Annotated in this window: 24 protein-coding genes; 19 read left to right on the forward strand and 5 right to left on the reverse strand. The window is 65.8% G+C overall.

The features are described 5' to 3' along the window. Positions 1–15 precede the first annotated feature (15 nt). From JLK41_RS07375 to JLK41_RS07385, 3 genes are all read right to left on the reverse strand, one after another. Complete coding sequence (locus JLK41_RS07375) at positions 16–1,131, reverse strand: hypothetical protein (RefSeq protein WP_210390681.1); 1,116 nt, start codon at positions 1,129–1,131, stop codon at positions 16–18. Between the two features lie 66 nt (positions 1,132–1,197). Next, complete coding sequence (locus JLK41_RS07380) at positions 1,198–1,680, reverse strand: YchJ family protein (RefSeq protein ID WP_037049069.1); 483 nt, start codon at positions 1,678–1,680, stop codon at positions 1,198–1,200. Positions 1,681–1,682: 2 nt separating this feature from the next. Continuing rightward, complete coding sequence (locus tag JLK41_RS07385; protein WP_210390682.1) at positions 1,683–2,180, reverse strand: DUF6231 family protein; 498 nt, start codon at positions 2,178–2,180, stop codon at positions 1,683–1,685. Between the two features lie 163 nt (positions 2,181–2,343). On the opposite strand from JLK41_RS07385, the gene JLK41_RS25540 reads away from it, so the two are divergent. From JLK41_RS25540 to JLK41_RS07405, 4 genes are all read left to right on the forward strand, one after another. Beyond that, positions 2,344–2,970 carry an OmpA family protein gene (locus JLK41_RS25540; RefSeq protein WP_037049064.1) on the forward strand — a complete coding sequence of 209 codons (627 nt, stop codon included), beginning with the start codon at positions 2,344–2,346 and terminating at the stop codon, positions 2,968–2,970. Positions 2,971–3,107: 137 nt separating this feature from the next. Further along, the gene (locus JLK41_RS07395; RefSeq protein ID WP_051800543.1) at positions 3,108–3,842 is read left to right on the forward strand and encodes a PA1041 family peptidoglycan-binding anchor lipoprotein; all 735 of its coding nucleotides are present in this window, start codon (positions 3,108–3,110) and stop codon (positions 3,840–3,842) included. 158 nt (positions 3,843–4,000) lie between these two features. Next, positions 4,001–4,306 (forward strand): DUF1145 domain-containing protein, encoded by a 306-nt coding sequence (locus JLK41_RS07400; protein ID WP_037049061.1) that lies wholly within the window; start codon positions 4,001–4,003, stop codon positions 4,304–4,306. Continuing rightward, complete coding sequence (locus JLK41_RS07405) at positions 4,299–5,060, forward strand: collagen-like protein (protein WP_210390683.1); 762 nt, start codon at positions 4,299–4,301, stop codon at positions 5,058–5,060. Before JLK41_RS07400 ends, JLK41_RS07405 begins: the two co-directional genes overlap by 8 nt. A 40-nt stretch (positions 5,061–5,100) precedes the next feature. Here the strand turns inward: JLK41_RS07405 and JLK41_RS07410 are convergent, their stop codons facing one another. Continuing rightward, positions 5,101–5,565 carry a CopD family protein gene (locus tag JLK41_RS07410; RefSeq protein WP_037049055.1) on the reverse strand — a complete coding sequence of 155 codons (465 nt, stop codon included), beginning with the start codon at positions 5,563–5,565 and terminating at the stop codon, positions 5,101–5,103. 140 nt (positions 5,566–5,705) lie between these two features. Between JLK41_RS07410 and dinG the strand changes: the two genes are divergently transcribed. The 4 genes from dinG (at position 5,706) to pdxH (ending at position 10,620) form a co-directional block, all read left to right on the forward strand. Continuing rightward, positions 5,706–7,850, forward strand: a complete 2,145-nt coding sequence (dinG, locus tag JLK41_RS07415) for an ATP-dependent DNA helicase DinG (protein ID WP_037049053.1) — start codon at positions 5,706–5,708, stop codon at positions 7,848–7,850. 150 nt (positions 7,851–8,000) lie between these two features. Continuing rightward, positions 8,001–9,146, forward strand: coding sequence for a serine hydrolase domain-containing protein (locus JLK41_RS07420; protein WP_210390684.1), 1,146 nt, complete (start codon positions 8,001–8,003; stop codon positions 9,144–9,146). 83 nt (positions 9,147–9,229) lie between these two features. Next, positions 9,230–9,883, forward strand: a complete 654-nt coding sequence (locus tag JLK41_RS07425) for an OmpA family protein (protein WP_037049048.1) — start codon at positions 9,230–9,232, stop codon at positions 9,881–9,883. A gap of 89 nt (positions 9,884–9,972) precedes the next feature. Further along, complete coding sequence (gene pdxH / locus JLK41_RS07430) at positions 9,973–10,620, forward strand: pyridoxamine 5'-phosphate oxidase (RefSeq protein WP_047591956.1); 648 nt, start codon at positions 9,973–9,975, stop codon at positions 10,618–10,620. Positions 10,621–10,744: 124 nt separating this feature from the next. Here pdxH and JLK41_RS07435 read toward each other — a convergent pair whose 3' ends face one another. Next, entirely contained in the window at positions 10,745–11,635 is an 891-nt protein-coding gene (locus JLK41_RS07435; protein ID WP_037057526.1) for a LysR family transcriptional regulator, read from the reverse strand. Positions 11,636–11,743: 108 nt separating this feature from the next. On the opposite strand from JLK41_RS07435, the gene JLK41_RS07440 reads away from it, so the two are divergent. From JLK41_RS07440 to JLK41_RS07490, 11 genes are all read left to right on the forward strand, one after another. Then, a complete protein-coding gene (locus tag JLK41_RS07440; protein WP_037057524.1) occupies positions 11,744–12,262 on the forward strand; it encodes an SRPBCC family protein in 519 nt (172 codons plus the stop codon). A 237-nt stretch (positions 12,263–12,499) separates the two neighbouring features. Next, on the forward strand, positions 12,500–13,033 hold the full coding sequence (locus tag JLK41_RS07445) for a ProQ/FinO family protein (RefSeq protein WP_210390685.1): 534 nt from the start codon (positions 12,500–12,502) through the stop codon (positions 13,031–13,033). Positions 13,034–13,130: 97 nt separating this feature from the next. Then, complete coding sequence (locus JLK41_RS07450; RefSeq protein ID WP_175253323.1) at positions 13,131–14,264, forward strand: sugar diacid recognition domain-containing protein; 1,134 nt, start codon at positions 13,131–13,133, stop codon at positions 14,262–14,264. Between the two features lie 175 nt (positions 14,265–14,439). Continuing rightward, positions 14,440–15,807, forward strand: a complete 1,368-nt coding sequence (locus JLK41_RS07455; RefSeq protein WP_175253324.1) for a GntP family permease — start codon at positions 14,440–14,442, stop codon at positions 15,805–15,807. Between the two features lie 55 nt (positions 15,808–15,862). After that, entirely contained in the window at positions 15,863–16,996 is a 1,134-nt protein-coding gene (locus JLK41_RS07460) for a glycerate kinase (protein WP_037049029.1), read from the forward strand. A gap of 114 nt (positions 16,997–17,110) precedes the next feature. Further along, positions 17,111–17,572: an outer membrane lipoprotein gene (locus JLK41_RS07465; protein ID WP_037049026.1), complete on the forward strand. Its 462-nt coding sequence runs from the start codon at positions 17,111–17,113 to the stop codon at positions 17,570–17,572. 359 nt (positions 17,573–17,931) lie between these two features. Next, entirely contained in the window at positions 17,932–20,724 is a 2,793-nt protein-coding gene (locus JLK41_RS07470; protein WP_150608718.1) for a monovalent cation/H+ antiporter subunit A, read from the forward strand. Position 20,725: 1 nt separating this feature from the next. Then, positions 20,726–21,055, forward strand: coding sequence for a Na+/H+ antiporter subunit C (locus JLK41_RS07475; protein ID WP_037049020.1), 330 nt, complete (start codon positions 20,726–20,728; stop codon positions 21,053–21,055). Next, complete coding sequence (locus tag JLK41_RS07480; RefSeq protein WP_175253325.1) at positions 21,052–22,557, forward strand: monovalent cation/H+ antiporter subunit D; 1,506 nt, start codon at positions 21,052–21,054, stop codon at positions 22,555–22,557. Before JLK41_RS07475 ends, JLK41_RS07480 begins: the two co-directional genes overlap by 4 nt. Next, the gene (locus JLK41_RS07485; protein ID WP_037049016.1) at positions 22,554–23,057 is read left to right on the forward strand and encodes a Na+/H+ antiporter subunit E; all 504 of its coding nucleotides are present in this window, start codon (positions 22,554–22,556) and stop codon (positions 23,055–23,057) included. Before JLK41_RS07480 ends, JLK41_RS07485 begins: the two co-directional genes overlap by 4 nt. Beyond that, positions 23,042–23,311 carry a K+/H+ antiporter subunit F gene (locus JLK41_RS07490; RefSeq protein ID WP_037049014.1) on the forward strand — a complete coding sequence of 90 codons (270 nt, stop codon included), beginning with the start codon at positions 23,042–23,044 and terminating at the stop codon, positions 23,309–23,311. The genes JLK41_RS07485 and JLK41_RS07490 overlap by 16 nt, the downstream gene beginning before the upstream one ends. The last annotated feature ends 12 nt before the right edge of the window (positions 23,312–23,323 follow it).

Raw genomic sequence — 23,323 nt, forward strand, 5'->3', positions numbered from 1 at the left:
GCGGGCCCTGTCGTTTCAGCCAGCCTTGCACTGGGCCTTGGCGTCCTCGGGCTTGAGGTTGCGCACGGTGATGAAGAACAGTTCGCAGGTCTGCTGCTTGTCCGTCACCTGCCATTTCTGGGTGCAACTGGTCAGTGTCTGCTGCGGGTCATTGCCCGGGTTCTGGCCCATGCCGGCCTGCCAGCAGGCGGCACTGAGGTCCTGCCCCATGACCTTGATGCCGGTGGCGTTGGCCTTGGCTTCGCTGCCCTGGTTGTTGTCCGGGTCCGCCGCGTACCAGATGTAGCTCGGGTGGTTGGCGCCGAGCACCGACGTCTGCTGCCCGGGCGCCGAGGTGATCTGGCCAAGCCCCAGCACCGGCAGGGTCACGCCGTACTGCTGCTTGATCCAGTTCCGCACCGGGCTGCCGAAGGCAACCATGGGGAGGGTACCGTCACCCTTGCCGGCAGTGAGCTCGCCGACCATGCGCTGCTGGTAGGTATTGAAGTAGCTGTACACGCCTTCCAGCGTGCTCCCCGCACTGGCCGGTGCCGCGATGGGCGCGATGTCGACGATGGTCTGGTAGGTCGGCGTCTGCTGCACCGGCACGCCGTTGTAGCTGAGCAGCGACGCCCAGCGATCGGTGGTGTTGGAGCGCAGATAGTCCTGCGCCTGGGTCAGCGAATAGTCTGGCGGGAAGTGCAGCAGCTCGACGCTCTTGCGGTTCTCCAGTGCCATGCCCAGGGGCAGGAAGAAGTACCAGTTGTACTGCCACTTGCCGTCGCTGTTCAGCTGGCTGGCGCCCTTGTAGGCCAGGTCCCCGGCGTCGAGCAGTTGCTGCAGCGGCTTGCCATAGCCGTCGGGAGCACCCTTGAAGTCGGCCAGGATGCGCTCGCCGTGGCGGACCACGTTCACGCTGGCCTGCGGATAACCGTCCCGATCGAGGCTCTGGCGCAGGTAGTGCTCGACGGTCTGCTCCAGCGTCCAGTCGCGATAGCAGATCACGTTGCAGTTGTTCGGGTAGGCGAACAGCCGGCTGACGCGCTGGCTGTCGCCCAGGTCCACGGATTCCCCCTGCAGCCCGCCGGGCTGAGTGGCGCAACCTATGAGCAGGCTCGCCAGAATGACCGTCAAACCACTTTTCTTGTGCATGGCTCTCTCCTTGTTGAGTGTCCTTGCGGACGCTTCAACTCAAGCAGAAAGCGCGGAGAACGCCAGTCAGGCGCTCAGGAAAGGGGCGCAGCACTTCTTGAATTTCTGGCCGCCCTGGCAGGGGCAGGGGTCGTTGCGCCCGGCCTTCAGGGGCACGGTCGGGTCGATGAAATACCAGCGGCCGTCGACCTGAACGAAGGCCGAGCATTCGCGATGACTGTGCTCGCCGTTGTCATCGTGCCAGCGGGCGACGAAGGTCACCTGGGCGTGCTCGGGCTTGCCACCGAACACTTCGCGCTTCTCCACCTCGAGGCCGAGCCAGGTGCTCTGTGCGCTCCAGGCTGCCATGGCGTCGCGGTCGAGTGCCTGTTGCTGGGCGGGCAGGGTGGTCGCCACCAGGTAGTCCACCAGGCCCAGGACGTACGCGCTGTAGCGCGAGCGCATCAGCAGCTCGGCGCAGGGCGCGGGGGTACCGCCGTGATAGTGGCCACAGCATTGGCTCAGCGGGTTGCCGCTGCCGCATGGGCAGTTGGGATCGAGTGGGTCCATCGTCACCACCAGTACTTGCCGAAATTTTGTGGATTGGCCCAGAACTTTGTGTTCAACCAGTCGGGAACTTGCTTGTAATCGAGCAGATCATAGGTGAACAGATGCAGGGTCTGTCCCTCGCGCTGGAACTGTTCGCTGGCTTGCATGGCCAGGGCGAAGAAGTCGGTTTCCCGCCAGTCGCCCGCCTGCAGATCGACCAGCGCGGCGACCCGGCTGGCGTTCAGGTTGCGGATGCCACCGAGCAGTTGCAGTCCGTCGCGCATGGGCAAGTGCTCCAGGCAGTCGACCAGCAGGGCCAGGTCGAAACGCTGTGCGGCCAGTTCCGGCGCCAGGGGCGCAGCCGCTGCGGTGGTGACCTGACACTGCGGATGCGCCTCTTTGAAGGCATCGACAGCGGGTAGCTCGCTGGCACCGAGCAGCAACAGCTTCTCGGGTGTATAACGGGCTAGCAGTGCGGCAATCGCCTGCTGTGGAGTACGGGAGCTAAGGCTGGCAGTCATCGAACTTCCTCGAAAAGTCTGCAAAGACTAACGTGGTGTCGATATCAGGCCTAGAGTGAGAGAAAATTATCCGTGCTATGCGCTATAGCTGGCGGATTGTACAACTCGTGTCTTTACTACTATTGAGTCGGTTATGGGCCGATGAACATTGGAGACCTAAAGTATGAGTATCACAAGGAACGCTGTACCCCTGATTCTGGCTAGTACCCTGCTGACCGGTTGTGCCGGTCTGCAGAAAACCGACTGGCCCACCTGCGCAGCCGTCGGTGGTGTGGGTGGTGCCGCGTTAGGGGCAATCGAAAGCTCGAGCTGGGCGGGTGGCGGTGCGCTGGTTGGCGCCGGCATGGGCGCGGCCTATTGCTGGGTCCACGGTGCCGAGGCGCAGCAGGTCGAAGTCGTCGAGGAAGTCGTCGTCGAAGAGATGGCGCCTGAGCCGGCCGAAGCCGTACGCGTCGAGCTGGACGTCAAGTTCGACTTCGACAAGGCGCAGGTCAAGCAGGAAAGCTACGGCGACATCAAGGCGCTGGCCGACTTCATGAAACAGTACCCGCAGACCAGCACCGTGGTTGAAGGTCACACCGACTCCGTGGGCAGCGATGCCTACAACCAGGGCCTGTCCGAGCGCCGCGCCGGTGCCGTTCGTGACGTGCTGGTCAACCAGTACGGTGTCGAGTCCGGCCGCGTACAAGCCGTGGGTTATGGCGAAAGCCGCCCGGTCGCCGACAACGCTTCTGCTGATGGCCGCGCCATCAACCGTCGCGTGGAAGCCGAGGTCGAAGCTCAGCCGTAAGGCGCTTCGCCCCGTAGACGGCAGATGCGAACGAGCCCGGTCGGTGTGCAACCGACCGGGCTCGTTCTTGTGTGATCCCCGCCTGCCGTCTTTACTCCTGTATACCGGCATAACGCCGGTACACAGGAGACACCACCATGAGAACCCACCTTCTGAAGGTCATACCTTTTCTCTTGGTCAGCAGTGTTCTCTCTGGTTGTGCCACGACTTCCAGTACGGGAGACGCGCCGCTCAATCAAGGGAACTGGCCCCTGTGCAGTGCGATTGGAGCCCTGGCCGGTGGCGGCCTTGGTGCAATCGAGAGTTCTACCTGGGCAGCAGGCGGCGCCGTGGCCGGTGCGGTACTGGGTACCATCATCTGTTATGCGCAGGACGGCGACGAAGACGACGACGGCGTGTTCGATCGGCGTGATCGATGCCCGGGCACACCCGCTGGAACGCCGGTCCACCACAACGGTTGCCCGCTGCCGCAGTACCCGGCCAGTGTCGCCGAGGAACCACCCATGGAGCCGCAGGCTCAGGACGAAGTCATCGTGCTCAGCGATCTGGGCAACGTGCTGTTCGCCTTCGACTCCGCCGAGCTGACGGGCGAGGCGAAACGTTTGCTGGCGGATGTCGCGACGCGACTGACAGGCGCCAACCTGGTGGCGGTCAAGGTTGTCGGGCACACCGACAGCGTCGGCAGCGATGCGTACAACCAGGGCTTGTCCGAACGTCGTGCGCGCAGTGTTGCGGACTTCCTCGTCGCTCAGGGGGTGCCAGCCGACAAGCTCAGCACCGAAGGGCGTGGCGAGAGCCAGCCGGTGGCGGACAACGGCAGCGATGCCGGACGTGCGGAAAATCGTCGAGTCGAGCTGTACGTTTCCCGCTGATCGATACCACCTGGTGCCCCCGGTGCATTCGCCCCGGGGGCACGTCCGTCTGGGCCAACGCCAGACAAAGTCCCGGAAAAAGACCCTTGCCGCTGGTGGTCGGCGCTGCGACCGGTTAACGTGCTGCGCTATCAGAAAGTCGCGAGCATGGGGGCGGGATGAAGTCATTGTTGACCGTAGGCAAGGCGCTGGTCTTGGTGTTCTGGGTGGTGTGTGGCGCGGCGCTGGCCAAGCGCTTCGGTGCACCGTTCGAGCAACTGCTCCTTGTGCTGGCCGCTGCCATGCTGCTCGTGCATGCGCTGCAGCTGTGGCTGTTCGCGGGCCTGCTGGTCGGGCGGGCCAACCCCTGGGGTGACCGGCTGCAGGTACTGCTGTTCGGCATCTTCCACCTGTATCCGATGAAAGCGACGAAGCAGCCCGCTCCCGTCGAGACGGCCTCGGTCGAGGAGGCTGCGCATGCGTAAGCTCGCCCTGTTGCTGTGCCTGTGCACGGGTGTCGCGCTGGCTGACAACCAGGTCAAGGTGCCTGCCAATGCGTTGATGCGCCTGCCTGTGGCCAGCGCCGCCCTGCAGCTGGACCGCCTGGAGGTCGCCGATCACGCGACGCTGATGATTCCGGCGAAGGTCACCGAACTGCGTGTCGGCACCCTGCTGATGGGGCGCGAGGCGCGCATCGGCGTGGCGCCGAGCGATCAGCCGCTGCGCCTGGAGGTGCAGGATGCCGATGTCGGCGCCGGCGCCTGGATCAGCGCCAAGGGCGCCGCAGGCACCTACAGCAAGGCCGCCACGCCTGGGCGGGAAATCAAGCTGAAACTGCACAAGCTGACGTTCGAGTCCCTGACCCTGGACGTGCGTGGCGGTCGTGGTGCGCCGGGTTACGCCGGGCTCGACGGTGCCCATGGCAAGCCGGGTGGTTGTACCTGGGGCCAGGCCAGTGCCGGCTACGATGGCCAGGACGGTACCGACGGGCATGCCGGCGCGGCGGGTGGCAACGTGGTGCTGGAAGTGCCGCACTATGTCGAGGTCGAGCGCCTGCAGGTGTTGCTCGACGGCGGCGAGGGTGGCGTGGCTGGCGCAGCAGGGCGGCCCGGCCACGGTGGCGCGGCCAGGGACTGCCTGCTCTATGGCGTCGATGGCGCCGCCGACGGCAACCCCGGCCAGCCGGGGCGCGCCGGCGCTGCAGGGCGCAGTGGCGCCGTGCAGGTCTTTCGTTTCTGAGGGGCGCGGGCTGCCTGCGCCCTGCAGGCAGCCCGTTCGATCAGAAGCTCGGGCGCATCGCCACCAGCGTCATCAGCGCCAGGCCGACCAGCAGGTTGCTGCCGACGATCTTGCGGATCTTTCCCAGTACCTCAGCGCCGACGGGCCAGTTCTCGGCCTCCACCGCGCGCCGCAGCTCCGGCAGCAGCAGGGCCTGGATACGCAGGAAGAGGGCGAGCATCACCAGGTACAGCCCCATCATGATGTGCACGTAGCGCGGCGCCGCGTCGAAACCGCCGTAGCTCAGGTGCAGCATGCCCACGCCGCTCAGCGGCAGCAGCAGTACCGCCAGCCAGACCCAGACGAAGAAGCGCTTGAACACGTTCAGCCACAGGCGCAGGCGGGCAGGCGGCTCCAGTGCGTCGACCGCTGCCGGGCGCAGGATCATCCAGGCGAAGAACATCCCGCCCACCCAGATGACGGCGGCCAGCAGGTGTAGCGCATAGAGTGGGGCGTAGGGGGTCATGCAGGGTCTCCAGAGGGTTCGGTTGACGGCTCGAGCTGCCCGATGTGCACGGGAGTCTGCGCCAGATCGATTGCCGCGTTATGATAGCGGCCGCTCCGCGAATACTGAAAATTTATCCAGCCTTTTTCGTTTCAGAATCCATGCTCAGTACCGAACTCAAGTCCCAGATTCAGGGCGCCTACTCGCGCTTCCTCGAGGCCAAGTCACTCAAGCCTCGCTACGGTCAGCGCCTGATGATCGCCGAAATCGCCAAGGTGCTCGGCACCATCAGGAGCGACGACGAGGGCAAGCGCCTGGGCGATCCCGCCGTGGTCGCGGTGGAGGCGGGTACGGGCACCGGCAAGACGGTGGCCTACAGCCTGGCGACCATTCCCACGGCCAAGGCGGCGGGCAAGCGCCTGGTCATCGCCACCGCCACCGTGGCGCTGCAGGAGCAGATCGTGCACAAGGATCTGCCCGACCTGCTGCGCAACAGCGGTCTGAACTTCAGTTTCGCCCTGGCCAAGGGGCGTGGTCGCTACCTCTGCCTGTCCAAGCTCGATCACCTGCTGCAGGACGGCGCCGCGCAGAGCGCCACGGCGCAGCTGTTCGAAGAGGAAGGCTTCCGCATCGACGTCGATGAGCAGGGGCAGAAGCTGTTCACCGCGATGATCGAGAAACTCGCCGGCAACCGCTGGGATGGCGACCGCGACAGCTGGCCCGAAGAGCTGGACGACAGCCGCTGGGCGCAGCTGACCACCGATCACAGCCAGTGCACCAACCGGCATTGCCCGAACTTCCAGCAGTGCGCCTTCTACAAGGCCCGCGAAGGCATGGGCAAGGTCGACGTGATCGTCACCAACCACGACATGGTGCTGGCTGACCTCGCGCTCGGTGGCGGTGCGGTGCTGCCCGACCCGCGCGAAACCATCTACGTGTTCGACGAAGGTCATCACCTGCCGGACAAGGCCATCGGCCACTTCGCTCACTTCACCCGCCTGCGCTCGACCGCCGACTGGCTCACGCAGATCGACAAGAACCTGACCAAGCTGCTGGCACAGAATCCGCTGCCGGGCGACCTGGGCCGGCTGATCGAGCAGGTGCCGGAGCTGGCGCGCGAACTGAAGAGCCAGCAGCAGTTCATGTTCAGCGCCTGCGAAGAGGTCGCCGACTTCAAGGCCGGTGAGGACATGGAAGGGCGCGAGCGCCCGCGCCACCGCTTCGTCGGTGGGGTGGTGCCGGAGCACCTGACCGAGCTGGGGCTGGAACTGAAGAAAGGTTTCTCCAAACTCAACGACCTGTTCACCGGCGTCACCGAGTTGCTCAAGGAAGCGATGGACGGCGAGGGCGCGGTCGGCATCGCCAGTCACCAGGCCGAGGAGTGGTACCCGCTGTTCGGCAGCCTGATGGCGCGCGCCAAGGGCAACTGGGAGCTGTGGCTGGCCTTCACCGCCGAAGATCCGGAAGAGAGCCCGCCGATGGCGCGCTGGCTGACCCTGGCCGACAGTGGCGCGCTGTTCGACATCGAAGTCAACGCCAGCCCGATCCTCGCGGCGGAGACCCTGCGCCGCAACCTGTGGAACGTCGCCCACGGCGCCCTGGTCACCTCGGCCACGCTCACCGCGCTGGGCACCTTCGACCGCTACCGCATGCGTGCCGGGCTGCCCAAGGTGGCGGTCACCGCCATCGTGCCGAGCCCATTCCATCACGCCGATGCCGGCGTGTTGCGCGTGCCCGACCTCAAGGCCGACCCGCGCGAGGCGGCCGTGCACACCGCAGCCATCGTGCGCGAGCTGCCGGCGCTGGTCGCGGGCAGTCGCGGCACCCTGGTGCTGTTCTCCTCGCGCAAGCAGATGCAGGATGTGTTCGACGGCCTGGATCGTGACTGGCGCAAGCGGGTGTTCATCCAGGGCAACCTGTCCAAGCAGGAGACGCTGAACAAGCACAAGGCGCGCGTCGACTCCGGCGAGGAGAGCGTGCTGTTCGGCCTGGCCAGCTTCGCCGAGGGCGTCGATCTGCCCGGTGCCTACTGCGAGCATGTGGTGATCGCCAAGATTCCCTTCGCCGTACCCGATGACCCGGTCGAGGCCGCGCTGGCCGAATGGATCGAGGCGCGGGGTGGCAACCCGTTCATGGAAATCGCCGTGCCGGATGCGTCGCTGCGCCTGGTACAGGCCTGCGGCCGCCTGCTGCGGACCGAGGCCGATCGCGGCACCATCACCCTGCTGGACCGACGCGTGGTGACCCAGCGCTACGGCAAGGCGATTCTCAATGCCTTGCCACCCTTTCGTCGGGAAATCCAGTGAGCGCCTGACTGTCGGCTGTAGCGCGCGGGTCCGGAAGAGTCCGGGCCGGCGCCGAGTCGCCCGCGTGCCCCGCGTAACATCGACGGCCAGCGGTTCCCAACGGCGGCGGGGGCTGGAACAATGCAGGCAATTTCGTTCAAGGAGACAGATGTGCAGGTTCAGGGCTATTTCGACTTGCGTTTCGAGGCGGTGAGGGATGCCTTCGCCAGCCTGTTCGAAGACTCCCAGGAGCGCGGCGCGGCGCTCTGCGTGCAGATTGGCGGCGAAACCGTGCTGGACCTGTGGGCCGGGGTGATGGACAAGGACGGCCAGCAGGCCTGGCACAGCGACACCATCGCCAACCTGTTCTCCTGCACCAAACCCTTCGCGGCGGTCGTCGCGCTGCAACTGGTGGGCGAGGGCAAGCTCGACCTGGATGCGCCGGTGGCGCGCTACTGGCCGGAGTTCGCCGCCGCCGGGAAGGAGCGCGTCAGCGTGCGCCATCTGCTCTGCCACCAGGCCGGTTTGCCGGCGCTGCGCCAGCCGCTGCCGGCCGAAGCCCTCTATGACTGGCAGACCATGACCGCCGCGCTGGCCGCCGAACAGCCCTGGTGGCCGTTGGGCGAGGGGCACGGCTATGCGCCCATCACCTATGGCTGGCTGATCGGCGAGCTGATCCGTCGGGTGGAAGGGCGTGGCCCGGGCGAGAGCATCGCCGCCCGTATCGCCAGGCCGCTGGGCCTGGATTTTCATGTCGGCCTGGCCGACAGCGAGTTCGATCGCGTCGCGCACATCGCCCGCGGCAAGGGCAACCTGGGCGATGCCGCCGCGCAGCGCCTGCTCAAGGTGATGATGAGCGATGCCAGCGCCATGAGCACGCGCTCGTTCACCAATCCGCCGTCGATCATGACCAGCACCAACAAGCCGGAGTGGCGGCGCATGCAGCAACCGGCGGCCAATGGCCACGGCAATGCCCGCAGCCTGGCCGGCTTCTATGCCGGCTTGCTCGACGGCAGCCTGCTGGACAGTGAGCTGCTCGGCGAAATGACCCGCGAGCACAGCCTGGGTGAGGACAAGACCCTGCTGACCCGCACCCGTTTCGGCCTCGGTTGCATGCTCGACCAGCCCGAGGTGGCCAATGCGACCTACGGCATGGGCGCCGGCGCCTTCGGCCACCCCGGTGCCGGCGGTTCCAGCGGCTTTGCCGATCCGCAGCGCGACCTCGCATTCGGCTTCGTCATCAATAATCTAGGACCGTTCGTCTTGATGGACCCTCGAGCGCAGAAACTTGCGCAACGGGTTGCGGACTGTATCTGATCGAGCGGCTAGACTTGCGCCATTCGTTCAGTACCACCCATAACAAACCGACCATTAGAAACTTGTGCGACCTCGGGGGCTTCATGCGCGCCAACAAGATTTTTGCCTTTACCTGCTGCCTGCTGATTGCCGGCTGCGCGGGCTCGGAGAAGAAAGAGGTCGCCAAGGCGGCCGTGATGCCGCCACCGCAGGTGACCCGTGCCTGGCTCGACGAGTACGAGCCGCGCGTGCGTGACGCCGTCAAGGACAGCGCATTCGAGTTCGAGCGGCGCGACAACCTGCTGGTCGTTACCGCGCCGGTGAAGGGCTCGTTCAACCCGGACCGTCCGCAGATGCTGCTGCCGGCCAGCCTGGGCCCCATCACCCGGGTCGCCAAGCTGCTCGAGGCCGACAACGACATTGCGGTGGTGATACTCGGCCACGCCGACAGCAGCGGTGATGCCTCGCTTAACCGCGACCTCAGCCAGCAGCGCGCGCGTGCCGTGACCTCCATCTTCCGCCTCAGCGGCCTCAAGCAGAACCGCCTGCAGGTCATGGGCCTGGGGTCGGACATGCCGCGTGCCGCCAACGACAGCGCAGCCGGGCGTGCGCTCAACCGTCGTGTGGAAATCCTCCTGACCTCGCGTGACACCATGCAGGGGCTGATCGCCAAGTACAGCCAGCCGGCCAAGGCCGGCCTGAAGGATGGGCCCAAGGTAGCTGCCGCAGATCAAGGAAAACTGGGCAAGTCAGAGTAAGCTTGGCGGCATTTCCCACCTGTTGAGGGTGTATCCGCAACCCGCTGGCGACAGCGCCGAGGGTTGCGGCAGGCGCCCGAGGAACTGCCATGACCCAGACACTGGCCGATATGCGCCGTGACTACACCCGCGACGGCCTGAGCGAAGCCCAGGCCCCGCTGGAACCCTTCACCCTGTTTCGTCAGTGGTTCGACGATGCCGTGAAGACCGAGCAACTGCCGGTCGAACCCAACGCCATGACCCTGGCCACAGTGGACGAGCAGGGCCGGCCGCACTGCCGTGTATTGCTGCTCAAGGGCCTCGACGAGCGCGGCTTCACCTTCTTCAGCAACTACGAAAGTGCCAAGGGGCGCCAGCTTGCGGCGCGCCCGTTCGCCGCCATGACGTTCTTCTGGCCCAGCCTGGAGCGCCAGGTGCGCATCGAAGGTCGGGTAGAGCGCGTCACTCCCGCCGAGTCCGATGGTTACTATCAGGTGCGCCCGCTGGGCAGCCGTATCGGCGCCTGGGCGTCGCCGCAGAGCCGGGTGATCCGTGATCGCGCCGAACTGGAAGGGCTGCTCGCGGAAACCGAACGGCGCTTTCTCAACCAGGCCCCGCACTGCCCGCCACACTGGGGTGGCTATCGCCTGCTGCCGGAGCGCATCGAATTCTGGCAGGGCCGCCCGAGCCGCCTGCATGACCGACTCAACTACCGCCTGCAGGGCGAGGCCTGGATTCGCGAACGCCTGGCGCCCTGAGGGGCGCGCGGGAGGGCGTCGGGGCTCGTTGACTGAATAGCAAAGCGCTTGGTCTGGAGAGGGGGGGCTGCTATCGGCCAAAAGCTGCCTGTCGGGAATGAGCCAGAATCGATCCCGATAGCGTTCAGTTACAGACTTCGGCTAGCAACGCTCGAATCCAGCGATGAGCAGGGTGTTGCTGGGTACGCTCATGCCATACCAGCAGCTTACGAAAACCGGGAATCGTTAGCGGTGGTTCCAGGATCTGTAGGCCGTCTCCGGGCTGTATCAACCGACGAGGGAGAACGGCAATCAGGTCGCTGTTGCGCAGAACTTCCAGCAACAGTAAGAAGCTGGGCAGAGACAGAAGAACGCGCCTCTGACGGCCTAGGGCGGCAAGCGCTTCGTCAGTCACCCCACTAAAAGCGTCCCCTGCCATTGACATGATGACATGCTCCAAAGCACAGAAGCGGTCTAAATCTAAACCGCCGGCTGCGGCATGACCCTTACGCATTGCACAGACATACTGCTCGTCATAAAGATGTCTGGCGTGTAGTCCTTCATGGGTACTTTCCGGCGTGAGGATAGCCAAGTCCAGCTCGCCGGACTCCAGCTGCTGTTGCACCCGCTGATTGTCTACCGGCCGGGCGGCAACTCGAATACCAGGAGCCTGTCGGCGCAACTCCGCGAGCAGAGGAAGCAGGATGGTGCGCTGGGCATAATCGGTAGCCGCAATCGATAGGGTGAAGCTTGCACTTACCGGCTCGAACTCCTCCGGCTGCAGCATTCCCTCGATCTCACCCAGAATCCGCTTTATCGGCAATGCCAGAGCCTGGGCGCGAGGGGTCGGTACTAGGCCGCGTTGGGCTCGGACGAACAACGGGTCGTCGAAGCTATCGCGTAAGCGATTGAGCATGCCGCTGACCGCCGGCTGAGTGAGTGCTAAGCGCTCGGCTGCCCGTGTGACGCTGCCTTCATCAAGCAGTGCATTCAGGGTTTTGAGCAGATTGAGATCGAGGCTCCTGATATCACGCATGCTTATGGATAACCTATCCAATGACGATTGGTCTTATGGATTGTCGTCGCTCACCATGCCCTGGTCAAAATCGTGGCAAGCGCCACATCCAACCCAAAGGACTACGTCATGAATTACATCCATTGGCCCGAGGGGTATGAGCCAGGCTTCACCGATAACTTCGCCTCAAACGAGGTCATCGTCTTCGGGCTGAGTGCCGCACAGGTCTGGCCTCTGCTGGCCATCGCCACGCAATGGCCTAGTTACTATGCCAATTCGGCAAATGTCCGTTACTACAATAACGCCGCCCCGCAGTTGGCCGAGGGCGTACGTTTTTACTTCGAGACCTTTGGTTTTCCCGTCGAGGCACGCTGCAATGAATACGTTGCGCCGGCCAATGGTCAGCCAGGGCGAATTGCATGGCATGGCTGGGCGGGTGAAGAAGGGGCCGAGAACCGTCTCGACGTCCATCATGCCTGGCTAGTCGAAGACCTATCTGGTGGCCGAGTACGGGTACTGACTCAGGAAACCCAGAAGGGTGAACCAGCGTTGGAACTTGCACGCGCTAAGCCAAATCCGATGATCAACGGCCATCAGGACTGGCTGGAAGGCCTTATCGGAGCAGCACGTAACGCGTTAAATGCCTAATGAATCGAGCGCGCTTGTTTGGCGCGCTATGTGAATGGCCCCTTGATTTGTAGACACCTAATGACTGCTATTGGCCGGTTGCAGCCGGTCTGCGCGCTACCTTATCCACATATGCCAGCGATTTCGCTCCGCCTTCACAGCTACCGCCGAGCATGCCGGCTGCCAATGGGGCTGTATGCGAGGAGCACATGAGATACCCTTGCGCCACGAATCAACCAGAGCGCTGTGAACCGAACGATGGGTTTTGAACAATTAGCCGAACTGCGTGACCGCCTGCGGGCGGAAAAACAGCAGGCCGAACCTGAAAGTGCCAAGCCGCAGAAGCGCAAGGCACCGCAGAAAACCAGGGCACCGAAAACCAAGGCACGCGAGCAGGATCCGGCCGTCGAGGCGATCTGGCGACTGCAGAAGCATTTCCCCTTGGCCTTCCCGGTCAATCCAGCGCCCAAGGTGCCGCTGAAAGAGGGCATCCTCAAGGATGCCGAGCAGCATCTGGCGTTGCTCGGCATCAGCCTCGAGCAGCTCAAGCTGGGCATCGCCGCCTGGTGCCGGGGCGGGCGCTACTGGTCCGCGATGACCGAGAACGCGCCGCGCCTGGATCTCCAGGGCCAGCCCATCGGCATGGTGACGGCGGCGCAGGCACTGCATGCCCGGCAGCAGGCCCGGCGGCAGCGCATGGAGGCCCGGCGCGCCCAGGCCAAGGCGAAGGCGCCGGCGGCTGACGAGGCCGTCGAGGCCGTCGAGGCCGCTGCGCAGCCTGACGAGGCGTAAAGCTCCGGCAACCCGAGCTTGCCTCGGGTTCTGCGGCGCATCGTGAAGCGCCGCTGATGTGCCTACAATGACGGCCTCAATCGTGAGGCCGCTTCCGATGCTCGAACTCGATTCCACCCTGGCGCAGCACATCGTCGACCGCGCCATGGCCATCCTGCCGCACAACATCAACGTCATGGATGCCCAGGGGATGATCATCGGCAGCGGAGACCCCAGTCGCCTGCATACGCGGCACGAGGGCGCGCAGCTGGTGCTGGCCAATCGTCGCGTGGTGGAGATCGACGCGCAGGCGGCCGCCTGTCTGCGTGGGGTCAAGCCTGGGGTGAACCTGCCGCTGCTGCATGCCGAGCGCCTGATCGGCGTGCTCGGCATCACCGGTGAGCCCGAACTCGTGCGGCCCTACGCCGAGCTGGTGCGCATGGCTGCGGAGATGCTCGTCGAGCACCGGGTGCTGCAGGCGGAGCGGCATTGGCAGCGGCATCAGCAGGAGGCCTGGCTGCGCCAGTTGCTCGACCCCCAGCTGCGCCTCGCCAGCCTCGAAGCCGATGCCGAGCGCCTCGCCCTGCAGCTCTCCTGGCCGCGGCAGATCTGCCTGCTGCAGCTCGACGCCGACGGCGACCCGCTGCCACGCCAGGCGCGCCTGCTGGCCAGCCTCGGTGGCAAGAACGATCACCTGATCGCCCCGCTTGGACGTGACGAGCTGCTCTGGTGCCGGCCGTTCAGTGCGAGCCGGGATGACCGGGCCTGGCTGGCCCAGGCCGACGAGCGCGAGTGGGGCGTGCGTTCCCTGACGCTCAGCGATCCGCTGCACGACCTGGCCGAGTTGCGCCAGGCCAGCCTGGTCCTGCGTGACCTGCAGGCCTACGGTCAGGCGCGCTTTCCCGAGCGCCGGCTGTTGCGCCTGGACGAGCTACGCCTGCCGACGCTGCTGTATGCCCAGCGCCACAGCTGGTTGTTGCAGGGCTGGCTGGCTCCCTTGCGCAGCGTGCTGGCGCAGGACCCCCAGGGAACCCTGCGTACCACCCTGGAGGCCTGGTGCGCGCATGACGGTCAGGTACAGACCTGTGCCCAGGAACTGGGCATTCACCGCAATACCCTGCGCTACCGCCTGGAGCGCATCGCCGAGTTGAGCGGCCTGGACCTCAATCGCCTGGACCAGCGCCTGCAGCTGTCGTTGGGCCTGGGCCTGCTGGAGCCGGAGGCCTTGGCCGCGGCGCCGACGAGCGAATAGGCGGCTGGCAGGGCGATGCGGCTTTGTGCGCCCGCACAGGCCGCTGGGGTTCGTCAGCGTTGTTTTGGTGCCTGCGCACAGGGCGAGGGGAGTGGTGGCTGAGCCACAATGAGGCGCCTGTCGGCACTTCCACTCGGGCGTCGCGCCCGCCATAACAACAATGAGGAGACTGGTCATGGGCCTGGTCCTGATTCTGGTGGCACTGATCGCGTTCATCGTGCTGTCCACTACCCGTTTGAAACTGCACCCCTTCCTGGCATTGCTGGCCGCTGCCCTGATCGCCGGCTTCGCCTATCAGTTGCCTGGCAACGAAATCATCAAGACCATGACCGCCGGCTTCGGCGGCATTCTCGGCTACATCGGCATCGTCATCGTCCTTGGCACCATCATCGGGGTGATCCTCGAGCGCAGTGGCGCGGCGATCACCATGGCCGAGACGGTGATCCGTCTGCTGGGTCAGCGTTTCCCCACGCTGACCATGTCGATCATCGGCTATCTGGTATCGATCCCGGTGTTCTGCGACTCCGGCTACGTCATTCTCAACTCGCTGAAGAATGCCCTGGCGGCGCGCATGAAAGTCTCGGTGGTGGCCATGAGCGTGGCGCTGGCGACCGGTCTGTATGCCACCCACACCTTCGTGCCGCCGACGCCGGGGCCGATCGCCGCAGCCGGTAACCTGGGCCTCGAAGCCTCCCTGGGGCTGGTGATCCTGGTCGGCCTGCTGGTCGCTGCGGTCACCGCCGTGGCCGGCATGCTGTGGGCCAACCGGTTCCTCAAGCAGAACGACCAGGAGCTGCTGGAGGAGGCGCCCAGCGAGCTGCTCGCCGAGGATGTCGACTTCGACGCCCTGCGCGCCCGCTACGGCAAGCTGCCCAGCGCCTGGCAGGCGTTCTCGCCGATCTTCGTGCCGATCCTGCTGATCTGCCTGGGCTCGCTCGCGGCGTTCCCGAGCAAGCCCTTCGGCACCGGCGCGTTCTTCGACGTGCTGAGCTTCCTCGGCCAGCCGGTCGCCGCCTTGCTGGTCGGTCTGGCCCTGGCCTGCACCCTGCTCAAGGGGGAAGGCAAGCGTCAGCAGTTCCATGACCATGTCGCCCACGGCCTCAAGGAAGCGGCGCCGATCCTGCTGATCACCGGTGCCGGCGGTGCCTTCGGTGCCGTGCTCAAGGCCACGGCGCTGACCGCTTACCTGGGCGACACCCTGTCGGCCCTGGGCATCGGGCTGTTCATGCCGTTCCTGGTGGCGGCCGCGCTGAAAAGCGCGCAGGGCTCCTCGACCGTGGCGCTGGTCACCACGTCGGCCATGGTCGCACCGCTGCTGGGCAACCTGGGCCTGGACAGCGAGATGGGCCGGGTGCTCACCGTGATGGCCATCGGTGCTGGCGCGATGACCGTCTCGCATGCCAACGACAGCTTCTTCTGGGTAGTGACCCAGTTCAGCCGCATGAAAGTCGCTACCGCGTATCGCGCCCAGACCATGGCGACCCTGATCCAGGGCCTGGCCGGCATGGCAGCGGTGTGGCTGCTCAGCCTGGTTCTGCTGTAATCCGCTTTACCGGCGGGTGGCTTCGGCGCACCCGCCTCCTTCCGAGGTTCTAGTCATGAAAATCGTCATCGCTCCCGACTCCTTCAAGGAGAGTCTCAGTGCGCCCGATGTCGCCGCGGCCATCGCCCGTGGCTGGCAGCAGGTATTCCCCGACGCCGAGTGCCTGCTGCGGCCAATGGCCGATGGCGGCGAAGGCACGGTCGATGCGCTGCTCGCCGCCGTTGGCGGTGAGCGCCGCGAGTGCCGGGTCCGGGGCCCCATGGGCGAACCGGTCGTGGCCCATTGGGGCTGGCTGGGGGAGGGCACGGCCGTCATCGAGATGGCGGCGGCCAGCGGCCTGCACTGGGTGCCGCGCGAGCAGCGTGATGCGCGCCTGGCCAGCAGTTACGGCACCGGCGAGCTGATCCGCGAGGCCCTCGATGCCGGCGCCACGCGCATCATCCTCGGCCTGGGCGGGAGCGCCACCAACGATGCCGGCGTCGGCCTGCTGCAGGCCCTGGGCATGCGCTTTCTCGATACGCAGGGGCGCGACCTGGCGCCGGGCGGCGCTGCCCTGGCCGAGCTGGACCAGCTGGACCTGAGCAGCCTGGATGCGCGCCTGCTGAACGTGCAGATCGACGTCGCTGCCGATGTCGACAACCCGCTCTGCGGTCCGCGGGGCGCCTCTGCAGTATTCGGGCCGCAGAAGGGCGCGACGCCCGAGCATGTGGCGCAGCTCGACCAGGCGCTGGGACGTTTTGCCCGCGTCACCGCGTCGACCCTGGGGGAGGATCACGCCGAGTTCCCCGGTGTGGGTGCCGCCGGTGGCCTGGGGTTCGCCGCGCGGGGGTTCCTCAAGGCCGGCTTCCGTCCGGGCATCGAGCTGGTGGCCGAGCTGTCCGGGCTGGCGGCTGCCGTGCAGGGCGCGGACCTGGTGATCACCGGGGAAGGGCGGATGGATGCGCAGACGCTGCACGGCAAGACGCCGGTCGGTGTGGCCCGCGTCGCGCGTGCAGCCGGCGTGCCGGTGATCGCCTTGTCCGGCAGCCTGGGTGACGACTACCAGGCGCTGTATGACGCCGGCATCGAAGCCGCGTTCAGCCTTGCTCCGGGGCCCTTGTCGCTGGAGCAGGCCATGGCCGGCGCCGCCGCCGAGCTGCAGGCACGCACCACGGATATCGCCAGGCTCTGGCGCCTGGCGCGGGCGTAGCGCCACGAACCTAACTGAACTCTGTCTGTCTGAGGCTACTATTGTTCAGGCTTTGCCGTGACAGTTGCGCGTGCCCGGCGTCTAATGGATCGAGATATCTCTGGAGGAATTGCTATGCGTAAACCCACTCTGCTCATGACTTCGCTGGCGGCGCTGCTGGCCCTAGGCGGTTGCGCATCGAGCCTGACTGGCGATACCTACAGCCGTGACGAGGCGCGCGCGGTACAGACCGTGCGCATGGGTACCATCGAGTCGCTGCGACCGGTGAAGATCGAAGGCACCAAGACGCCCATCGGCGCGGGTGCGGGTGCGGTGATCGGTGGCGTTGGCGGCAGTGGTCTCGGCGGCGGTCGCGGCAGCGCCGTGCTGGCGGTGATCGGTGCGGTGGCCGGCGGCCTGCTCGGTGCAGCCGCAGAGGAAGGCCTGACCCGTACCCAGGGCGTGGAGATCACCGTGCGCGAAGACGACGGCACCCTGCGCGCCTATGTGCAGGAAGTCGAGCCCAATGAGATCTTCCGTGTCGGCGAGCGCGTGCGCATCATGACCGTCAACGGAACCAGCCGCGTCGCTCACTGAGGACGCCGTTTCAACCGACCGGAGCCGCCTCGGGCCGCTCCGGTTTTTTGTGCCTGCCATACTGGACGACGCGCCGTCGTGCGAGGGTCAGCGATGCGCGCATCGCTATCCGCAACGGCTGATAGGCGCGGCGCAGAGCGGTGATAGAGAAAGACGCGTATTCACCTGCTGGTGCGTTTAGTAATAATTCAATGCATGACGATGCGTCGATAGGTATGGATAATCGGCGGTTATTCTTGTCGCGACAACGACTTAGCTGATTCGTTGTGGTGCGGGGTTCGTCACCGTCAGGGAGTTGCGACTCCAATTCTCGTCGCTGGTCGTGGTCGACTGGCGTGCCTGCTAAAGGGGTTTTGCCGATGGCGCTTGCGCTGATCATAGCCTTGCCGTTTCTGGGCGTTTTTCTACCGGTGCTGGCCGAGCGGCTGGGCCGCTCGGCGTGCGCCGTGGCCGCCGCGCTGCCGCCGCTGGTGGCGCTGGTGCTGCTGTTCAGCCTGCAGCCTGGCGTGTTCGCCGGCGAGGTCCTGCGCGTCAAGCTGGAATGGCTGCCGCAACTGGGGCTGAACCTGAGCCTGCGTCTCGACGGTCTGGGCTTCCTCTTCGCCCTGCTGATCCTCGGTATCGGCCTGCTGGTGATCCTCTACGCACGCTACTACCTGTCCAAAAGCGAGCCGATGGGGCGCTTCTTCGGCTTCCTGCTGCTGTTCATGGGCGCCATGCTCGGCGTGGTGCTGTCGGAAAACCTGCTGCTGATGCTGGTGTTCTGGGAGCTGACCAGCCTTTCGTCCTTCCTGTTGATCGGTTTCTGGGGGGCACGTTCCGACGCTCGCAAGGGCGCACGCATGGCCCTGGCGGTCACCGGTGGCGGTGGTCTGGCGTTGCTTGCCGGTATCCTGCTGATCGGCCATATCGCCGGCAGCTTCGAGTTGTCCCAGGTGCTGGCAGCCGGTTACGCGATTCGTGCCCATGAGCTGTATCCGGTCGCGCTGATCCTGGTGCTGCTGGGCGTGTTCACCAAGTCGGCGCAGTTCCCGTTCCACTTCTGGCTGCCGCATGCCATGGCGGCGCCGACGCCCGTCTCGGCCTACCTGCACTCGGCGACCATGGTCAAGGCCGGGGTGTTCCTGCTGGCGCGCCTGTATCCGGCACTGGCCGGCTCCGAGTGGTGGTTCTACCTGGTCAGCCTGACCGGTCTGGCGACCCTGCTGGTGGGGGCCACCCTGGCGCTGTTCCAGCATGACCTCAAGGGCCTGCTGGCCTATTCCACCATCAGCCACCTGGGCCTGATCACCCTGCTGTTCGGCCTCGATACGCGCCTGGCGGCGGTGGCGGCGGTGTTCCACATCATCAACCACGCCACCTTCAAGGCCTCGCTGTTCATGGCCGCCGGCATCATCGACCACGAGACCGGCAGCCGCGACATGCGGCGTATCAACGGCATGTGGAAGTACATGCCGCATACGGCGATGCTGGCGATGGTGGCGGCCTCGGCGATGGCCGGGGTGCCGTTGCTCAACGGCTTCCTGAGCAAGGAGATGTTCTTCACCGAGACGCTGCACCAGCACCTGCTCGGTAGCTTCAACTGGGTGATCCCGGCGGCGGCGACCCTGGCCGGCGTCTTCTCGGTGGCCTACTCGTTGCGCTTCATTCATGACGTGTTCTTCAACGGCGAGCCGATCGACCTGCCGAAGTACCCGCCGCACGAGCCGCCGCGCTATATGAAGGTGCCGGTGGAAGTGCTGGTGTTCCTCTGCCTGCTGGTCGGTGTCGTGCCGGCCTACACCGTGGCCCCGCTGCTGGCCTCTGCCGCGTCCGCCACCCTGGGTGGCGACCTGCCCGAGTACAGCCTGTCGATCTGGCACGGTTTCAACCTGCCGCTGATCATGAGCGTGGTCGCGCTGGTGGGTGGTGTTCTCGTCTATGCCCTGCGCAAACCGCTGTTCCGCTGGTACGCCGGGATGCCCCGGGTGGATGCCAAGCTGGTCTTCGAGCGCATGGTGATGAGCCTGTTCGTCAGCGCCACGGCGTTCACCCGTCGCCTGGAGAACGGTTCGCTGCAACGCTACATCGCCTACCTGCTCGGCGCTGCCATCGTGGTGGTGGTGCTGGCGCTGGGGCCGCTGCCGGAGCTGAGTGGCTCGGTGCCGATGCAGCCGATCGATGGCATCACCGCGCTGGGCCTGGCGATCATGGTCATGGCCGGGCTGGCCACGGTGATCTTCCACCGCCAGCGCCTGGCCGCGCTGGTGATGCTCAGCGTGGTGGGGCTGATGGTGGCGCTGGCCTTCGCCCGCTACTCGGCGCCGGATCTGGCACTGACCCAGCTGTCGGTGGAGGTGGTGACCATCATCCTGCTGATGCTGGCGCTGTTCTTCCTGCCGGCGCAGACGCGCGTCGAGTCCAGCAGCATGCGCGCCCTGCGCGACTTCAGCCTGGCCATCGGCAGCGGGGTGATGGTGGCCATGCTGGCGTTCGCCGTGCTGACCCGCCCGTACACGAGCATCGCCGACTACTTCCTGGCCAACAGCGTCTCCGGTGGCGGCGGTACCAACGTGGTCAACGTGATCCTGGTGGACTTCCGTGGCTTCGATACCCTGGGCGAGATCAGCGTGCTGGCGATCGCAGCGGTGGGCATCTATGCCATGCTCGACGGCCTGCGCCTGTTCCAGCCCAACGCCGACGCCGAGGGCCGCAGCTGGGCGCGTGACCGCCACCCGCTGATCCTCGCCACGCTGTCGCGCGTGCTGCTGCCGATGGCGCTGCTGATCTCGGTGTTCATCTTCCTGCGTGGCCACAACCTGCCGGGCGGCGGCTTCATCGCCGGCCTGATCACGGCCGTGGCGCTGATCCTGCAGTATGTCGCCAGCGGCGTGCAGTGGACGCAGTCGCGCCTGCCTTTGAACTATCACCGCATGGCCGGTGGCGGCGTGCTCATCGCCACGGCCACCGGGGCGGGCAGCTGGCTGTTCGAGCGTCCGTTCCTGACCTCGGCGTTCGGCCATTTCCACATTCCACTGGTGGGTGAGATCGAGCTGGCCACGGCCATGCTCTTCGACCTGGGCGTCTATCTGACTGTGGTCGGGTCGACCCTGCTCATCCTCGCCAACCTGGGCAAGCTGACCCAGGAAAAGCCCGGACAGGAGGTACTCTGATATGGAAGCGCTGTTTGCCGTGGCGCTCGGCATACTGACCTCGAGCGGCGTGTATCTGCTGCTGCGAGCTCGCACCTTTCCGGTGGTCATGGGGCTGACCCTGATCTCCTACGCGGTCAACCTGTTCCTCTTCGCCATGGGACGCCTGCAGGGCGGTGCGTCCAGCGTGATCGGGCAGGGCAGCCGCTATGTCGACCCGCTGCCCCAGGCGCTGGTGCTGACTGCCATCGTCATCGGTTTCGCCATGACCGCGTTCGTCGTGGTGCTGGCCCTGCGCAGCGTCGGTGAACTGAGCACCGACCATGTCGATGGCCGGGAGCAGCATCGATGAATCATGCGTTGATCCTTCCCATTCTTCTGCCGCTGCTGGCCGGCAGCCTGCTGCTGGTGGCCGCTCGCCTGGACATGCCGCGCAAGCGCGTGCTGTCGGTCGGCGTGACCACGCTGCTGGTGCCGCTGAGCTTCTGGCTGCTGGCGCTGGCCGACCAGGGCACGATCCAGGTCTATGCCCTGGGTAACTGGCAGCCGCCGTTCGGCATCGTGCTGGTTCTGGATCGCCTCAGTGCGCTGATGCTGGTGGTGACATCGGTGCTGGCGCTGTTCGCGGTGCTCTACGCGATGCGCGGTGACGACGAGCGCGGGCGCAACTTCCATGCGCTGTTCCAGTTCCAGTTGCTGGGCATCAACGGGGCGTTCCTCACCGGCGACCTGTTCAACCTGTTCGTCTTCTTCGAGATCCTGCTGATCGCGTCCTACTCGCTGCTGCTGCACGGCGGCGGCAAGGATCGCGTGCGCGCGGGGCTGCACTACGTGGTGCTCAACCTGGTCGGCTCGGCGTTCTTCCTGATCGCCGTGGGCGTGCTGTATGGCGTCACCGGCACGCTGAACATGGCCGACATGTCGCTGCGCGTCGCCGCTGCCGGCGCCGACCATGCGCCGCTGATCGGCGCAGCCAGCATGTTGCTGCTGGTGGTGTTCGGCCTCAAGGCCGCGTTCCTGCCGCTGTACTTCTGGCTGCCGCGTGCCTACGCCTCGGCGACCGCGCCGGTGGCGGCGCTGTTCGCGATCATGACCAAGGTCGGCCTGTACTCGATTCTGCGGGTCTACACCCTGGTCTTCGGGGACGAGAGCGGCAACCTCTCGCACCTGGTCCAGGAGTGGCTGTGGCCGCTGGCCCTGCTGACCCTGGCGCTGGGCGCCGTCGGCGCGTTCGCCTCGGTGACGCTGCAGGGCATGCTGGCCTACCTGGTGGTGCTGTCGGTGGGCACGCTGCTCGCCGGCATGGCCCTGGGCACCCCCGAGGCACTGCAGGCGGCGCTGTTCTACCTGATCCACAGTACCTGGGTGGCGGGCGCGCTGTTTCTGATCGCCGATCTGGTCAGCCGCCAGCGCGGGATCAAGGAAGCGCAGCTGATCCAGGGGCCGGCGCTGCAGAATCCGTACATCCTGGGGGCGCTGTTCTTCGTCGGCGCCATCGCCGTGGCCGGCCTGCCGCCGCTCTCGGGCTTCGTCGGCAAGCTGCTGCTGCTCAAGGCGGCAGGGTCCGGTTGGGAAGCCGCCGTGCTGTGGCCGGTGGTGCTGATCGGCGGTCTGGTGACCCTGGTCAGTCTCAGCCGCGCCGGCAGCACCCTGTTCTGGCGTGTCGGGCTGAGCCAGCTGGACAGCGCCGAGCTGGACAACGGCCGCCTGCTCGCCGCCATCGGCCTGCTGCTGATGAGCCCGCTGCTGGTGGCCTGCGCCGCGCCCGCGCTGGACTACATCGGCGCCATGGTGGCGCAACTGCATGACCTGGAGAGCTATCACATGATCCTGCTCAGCGGAGGTGGCGCATGAACGGGCGTCGCTGGCTGCCCCATCCTCTGCTGAGCCTGTGCCTGCTCGGTGTCTGGCTGCTGCTGGTCAACGACTTCAGCTTCGGCCACTGGCTGCTGGGGGCCTTCCTCGGCTGGCTGATTCCGCTGGTCAGCCAGGTGTTCTGGATCAACCCGCCGCAGGTGCGCAAGCCGGTCAAGCTGTGCCTGTTCCTGCTGCGCGTGCTGGGTGACATCGTCGTCGCCAACCTGGAAGTGGCCAAGCTGATTCTCGGCCCGGCCAGTCGCATGCGCCCGGCGTTCGTCGAGGTGCCCCTGAAGCTGGACGACGAGCTGGCGCTGACCATGCTCGCGAGCATCGTCTCGCTGACGCCCGGAACGGTCTCCGCCGACCTCAGCGATGACAAGCGCACGTTGCTGATCCACGGCCTCAACGTGGATGACGAAGCCGCGCTGGTGCGCAGCATCCAGACCCGTTACGAAGCACCACTGCTGGAGGTGTTCGCATGCTCGCGTACGTGATTCCGATCTGCCTGGCCATCATGGGCCTGGCACTGGTGTTGACCCTGGCCCGCCTGATCAAGGGGCCGGACATGCCCGATCGCATCCTGGCGCTGGACACCCTGTACATCAACGCCATCGCCCTGCTGGTGCTGTTCGGCATCTGGCTGGGCTCGGACCTGTATTTCGAAGCGGCGCTGCTGATCGCGGTGATGGGCTTCATCGGCACCGTGGCAGTGGCCAAGTACCTGCTGCGCGGCGACATCATCGAGTAGAGGAGAGACAGC

Source organism: Ectopseudomonas khazarica (assembly GCF_017915135.1).
In the GTDB taxonomy this organism is placed as follows: Bacteria; Pseudomonadota; Gammaproteobacteria; order Pseudomonadales; family Pseudomonadaceae; genus Aquipseudomonas; species Aquipseudomonas khazarica.

Bases quoted from the DNA above. Each gene is read 5' to 3' on its own strand.
- JLK41_RS07480 (WP_175253325.1), top strand. From the start codon at position 21,052: ATGAATCATGCGTTGATCCTTCCCATTCTTCTGCCGCTGCTGGCCGGC.
- JLK41_RS07385 (WP_210390682.1), bottom strand. From the start codon at position 2,180: ATGACTGCCAGCCTTAGCTCCCGTACTCCACAGCAGGCGATTGCCGCA.
- pdxH (WP_047591956.1), top strand. From the start codon at position 9,973: ATGACCCAGACACTGGCCGATATGCGCCGTGACTACACCCGCGACGGC.
- JLK41_RS07375 (WP_210390681.1), bottom strand. From the start codon at position 1,131: ATGCACAAGAAAAGTGGTTTGACGGTCATTCTGGCGAGCCTGCTCATA.
- JLK41_RS07475 (WP_037049020.1), top strand. From the start codon at position 20,726: ATGGAAGCGCTGTTTGCCGTGGCGCTCGGCATACTGACCTCGAGCGGC.
- JLK41_RS07425 (WP_037049048.1), top strand. From the start codon at position 9,230: ATGCGCGCCAACAAGATTTTTGCCTTTACCTGCTGCCTGCTGATTGCC.
- dinG (WP_037049053.1), top strand. From the start codon at position 5,706: ATGCTCAGTACCGAACTCAAGTCCCAGATTCAGGGCGCCTACTCGCGC.
- JLK41_RS07395 (WP_051800543.1), top strand. From the start codon at position 3,108: ATGAGAACCCACCTTCTGAAGGTCATACCTTTTCTCTTGGTCAGCAGT.
- JLK41_RS07450 (WP_175253323.1), top strand. From the start codon at position 13,131: ATGCTCGAACTCGATTCCACCCTGGCGCAGCACATCGTCGACCGCGCC.
- JLK41_RS07470 (WP_150608718.1), top strand. From the start codon at position 17,932: ATGGCGCTTGCGCTGATCATAGCCTTGCCGTTTCTGGGCGTTTTTCTA.
- JLK41_RS07465 (WP_037049026.1), top strand. From the start codon at position 17,111: ATGCGTAAACCCACTCTGCTCATGACTTCGCTGGCGGCGCTGCTGGCC.
- JLK41_RS07490 (WP_037049014.1), top strand. From the start codon at position 23,042: ATGCTCGCGTACGTGATTCCGATCTGCCTGGCCATCATGGGCCTGGCA.
- JLK41_RS07440 (WP_037057524.1), top strand. From the start codon at position 11,744: ATGAATTACATCCATTGGCCCGAGGGGTATGAGCCAGGCTTCACCGAT.
- JLK41_RS07445 (WP_210390685.1), top strand. From the start codon at position 12,500: ATGGGTTTTGAACAATTAGCCGAACTGCGTGACCGCCTGCGGGCGGAA.
- JLK41_RS07455 (WP_175253324.1), top strand. From the start codon at position 14,440: ATGGGCCTGGTCCTGATTCTGGTGGCACTGATCGCGTTCATCGTGCTG.
- JLK41_RS07400 (WP_037049061.1), top strand. From the start codon at position 4,001: ATGAAGTCATTGTTGACCGTAGGCAAGGCGCTGGTCTTGGTGTTCTGG.
- JLK41_RS07485 (WP_037049016.1), top strand. From the start codon at position 22,554: ATGAACGGGCGTCGCTGGCTGCCCCATCCTCTGCTGAGCCTGTGCCTG.
- JLK41_RS25540 (WP_037049064.1), top strand. From the start codon at position 2,344: ATGAGTATCACAAGGAACGCTGTACCCCTGATTCTGGCTAGTACCCTG.
- JLK41_RS07405 (WP_210390683.1), top strand. From the start codon at position 4,299: ATGCGTAAGCTCGCCCTGTTGCTGTGCCTGTGCACGGGTGTCGCGCTG.
- JLK41_RS07410 (WP_037049055.1), bottom strand. From the start codon at position 5,565: ATGACCCCCTACGCCCCACTCTATGCGCTACACCTGCTGGCCGCCGTC.
- JLK41_RS07380 (WP_037049069.1), bottom strand. From the start codon at position 1,680: ATGGACCCACTCGATCCCAACTGCCCATGCGGCAGCGGCAACCCGCTG.
- JLK41_RS07435 (WP_037057526.1), bottom strand. From the start codon at position 11,635: ATGCGTGATATCAGGAGCCTCGATCTCAATCTGCTCAAAACCCTGAAT.
- JLK41_RS07460 (WP_037049029.1), top strand. From the start codon at position 15,863: ATGAAAATCGTCATCGCTCCCGACTCCTTCAAGGAGAGTCTCAGTGCG.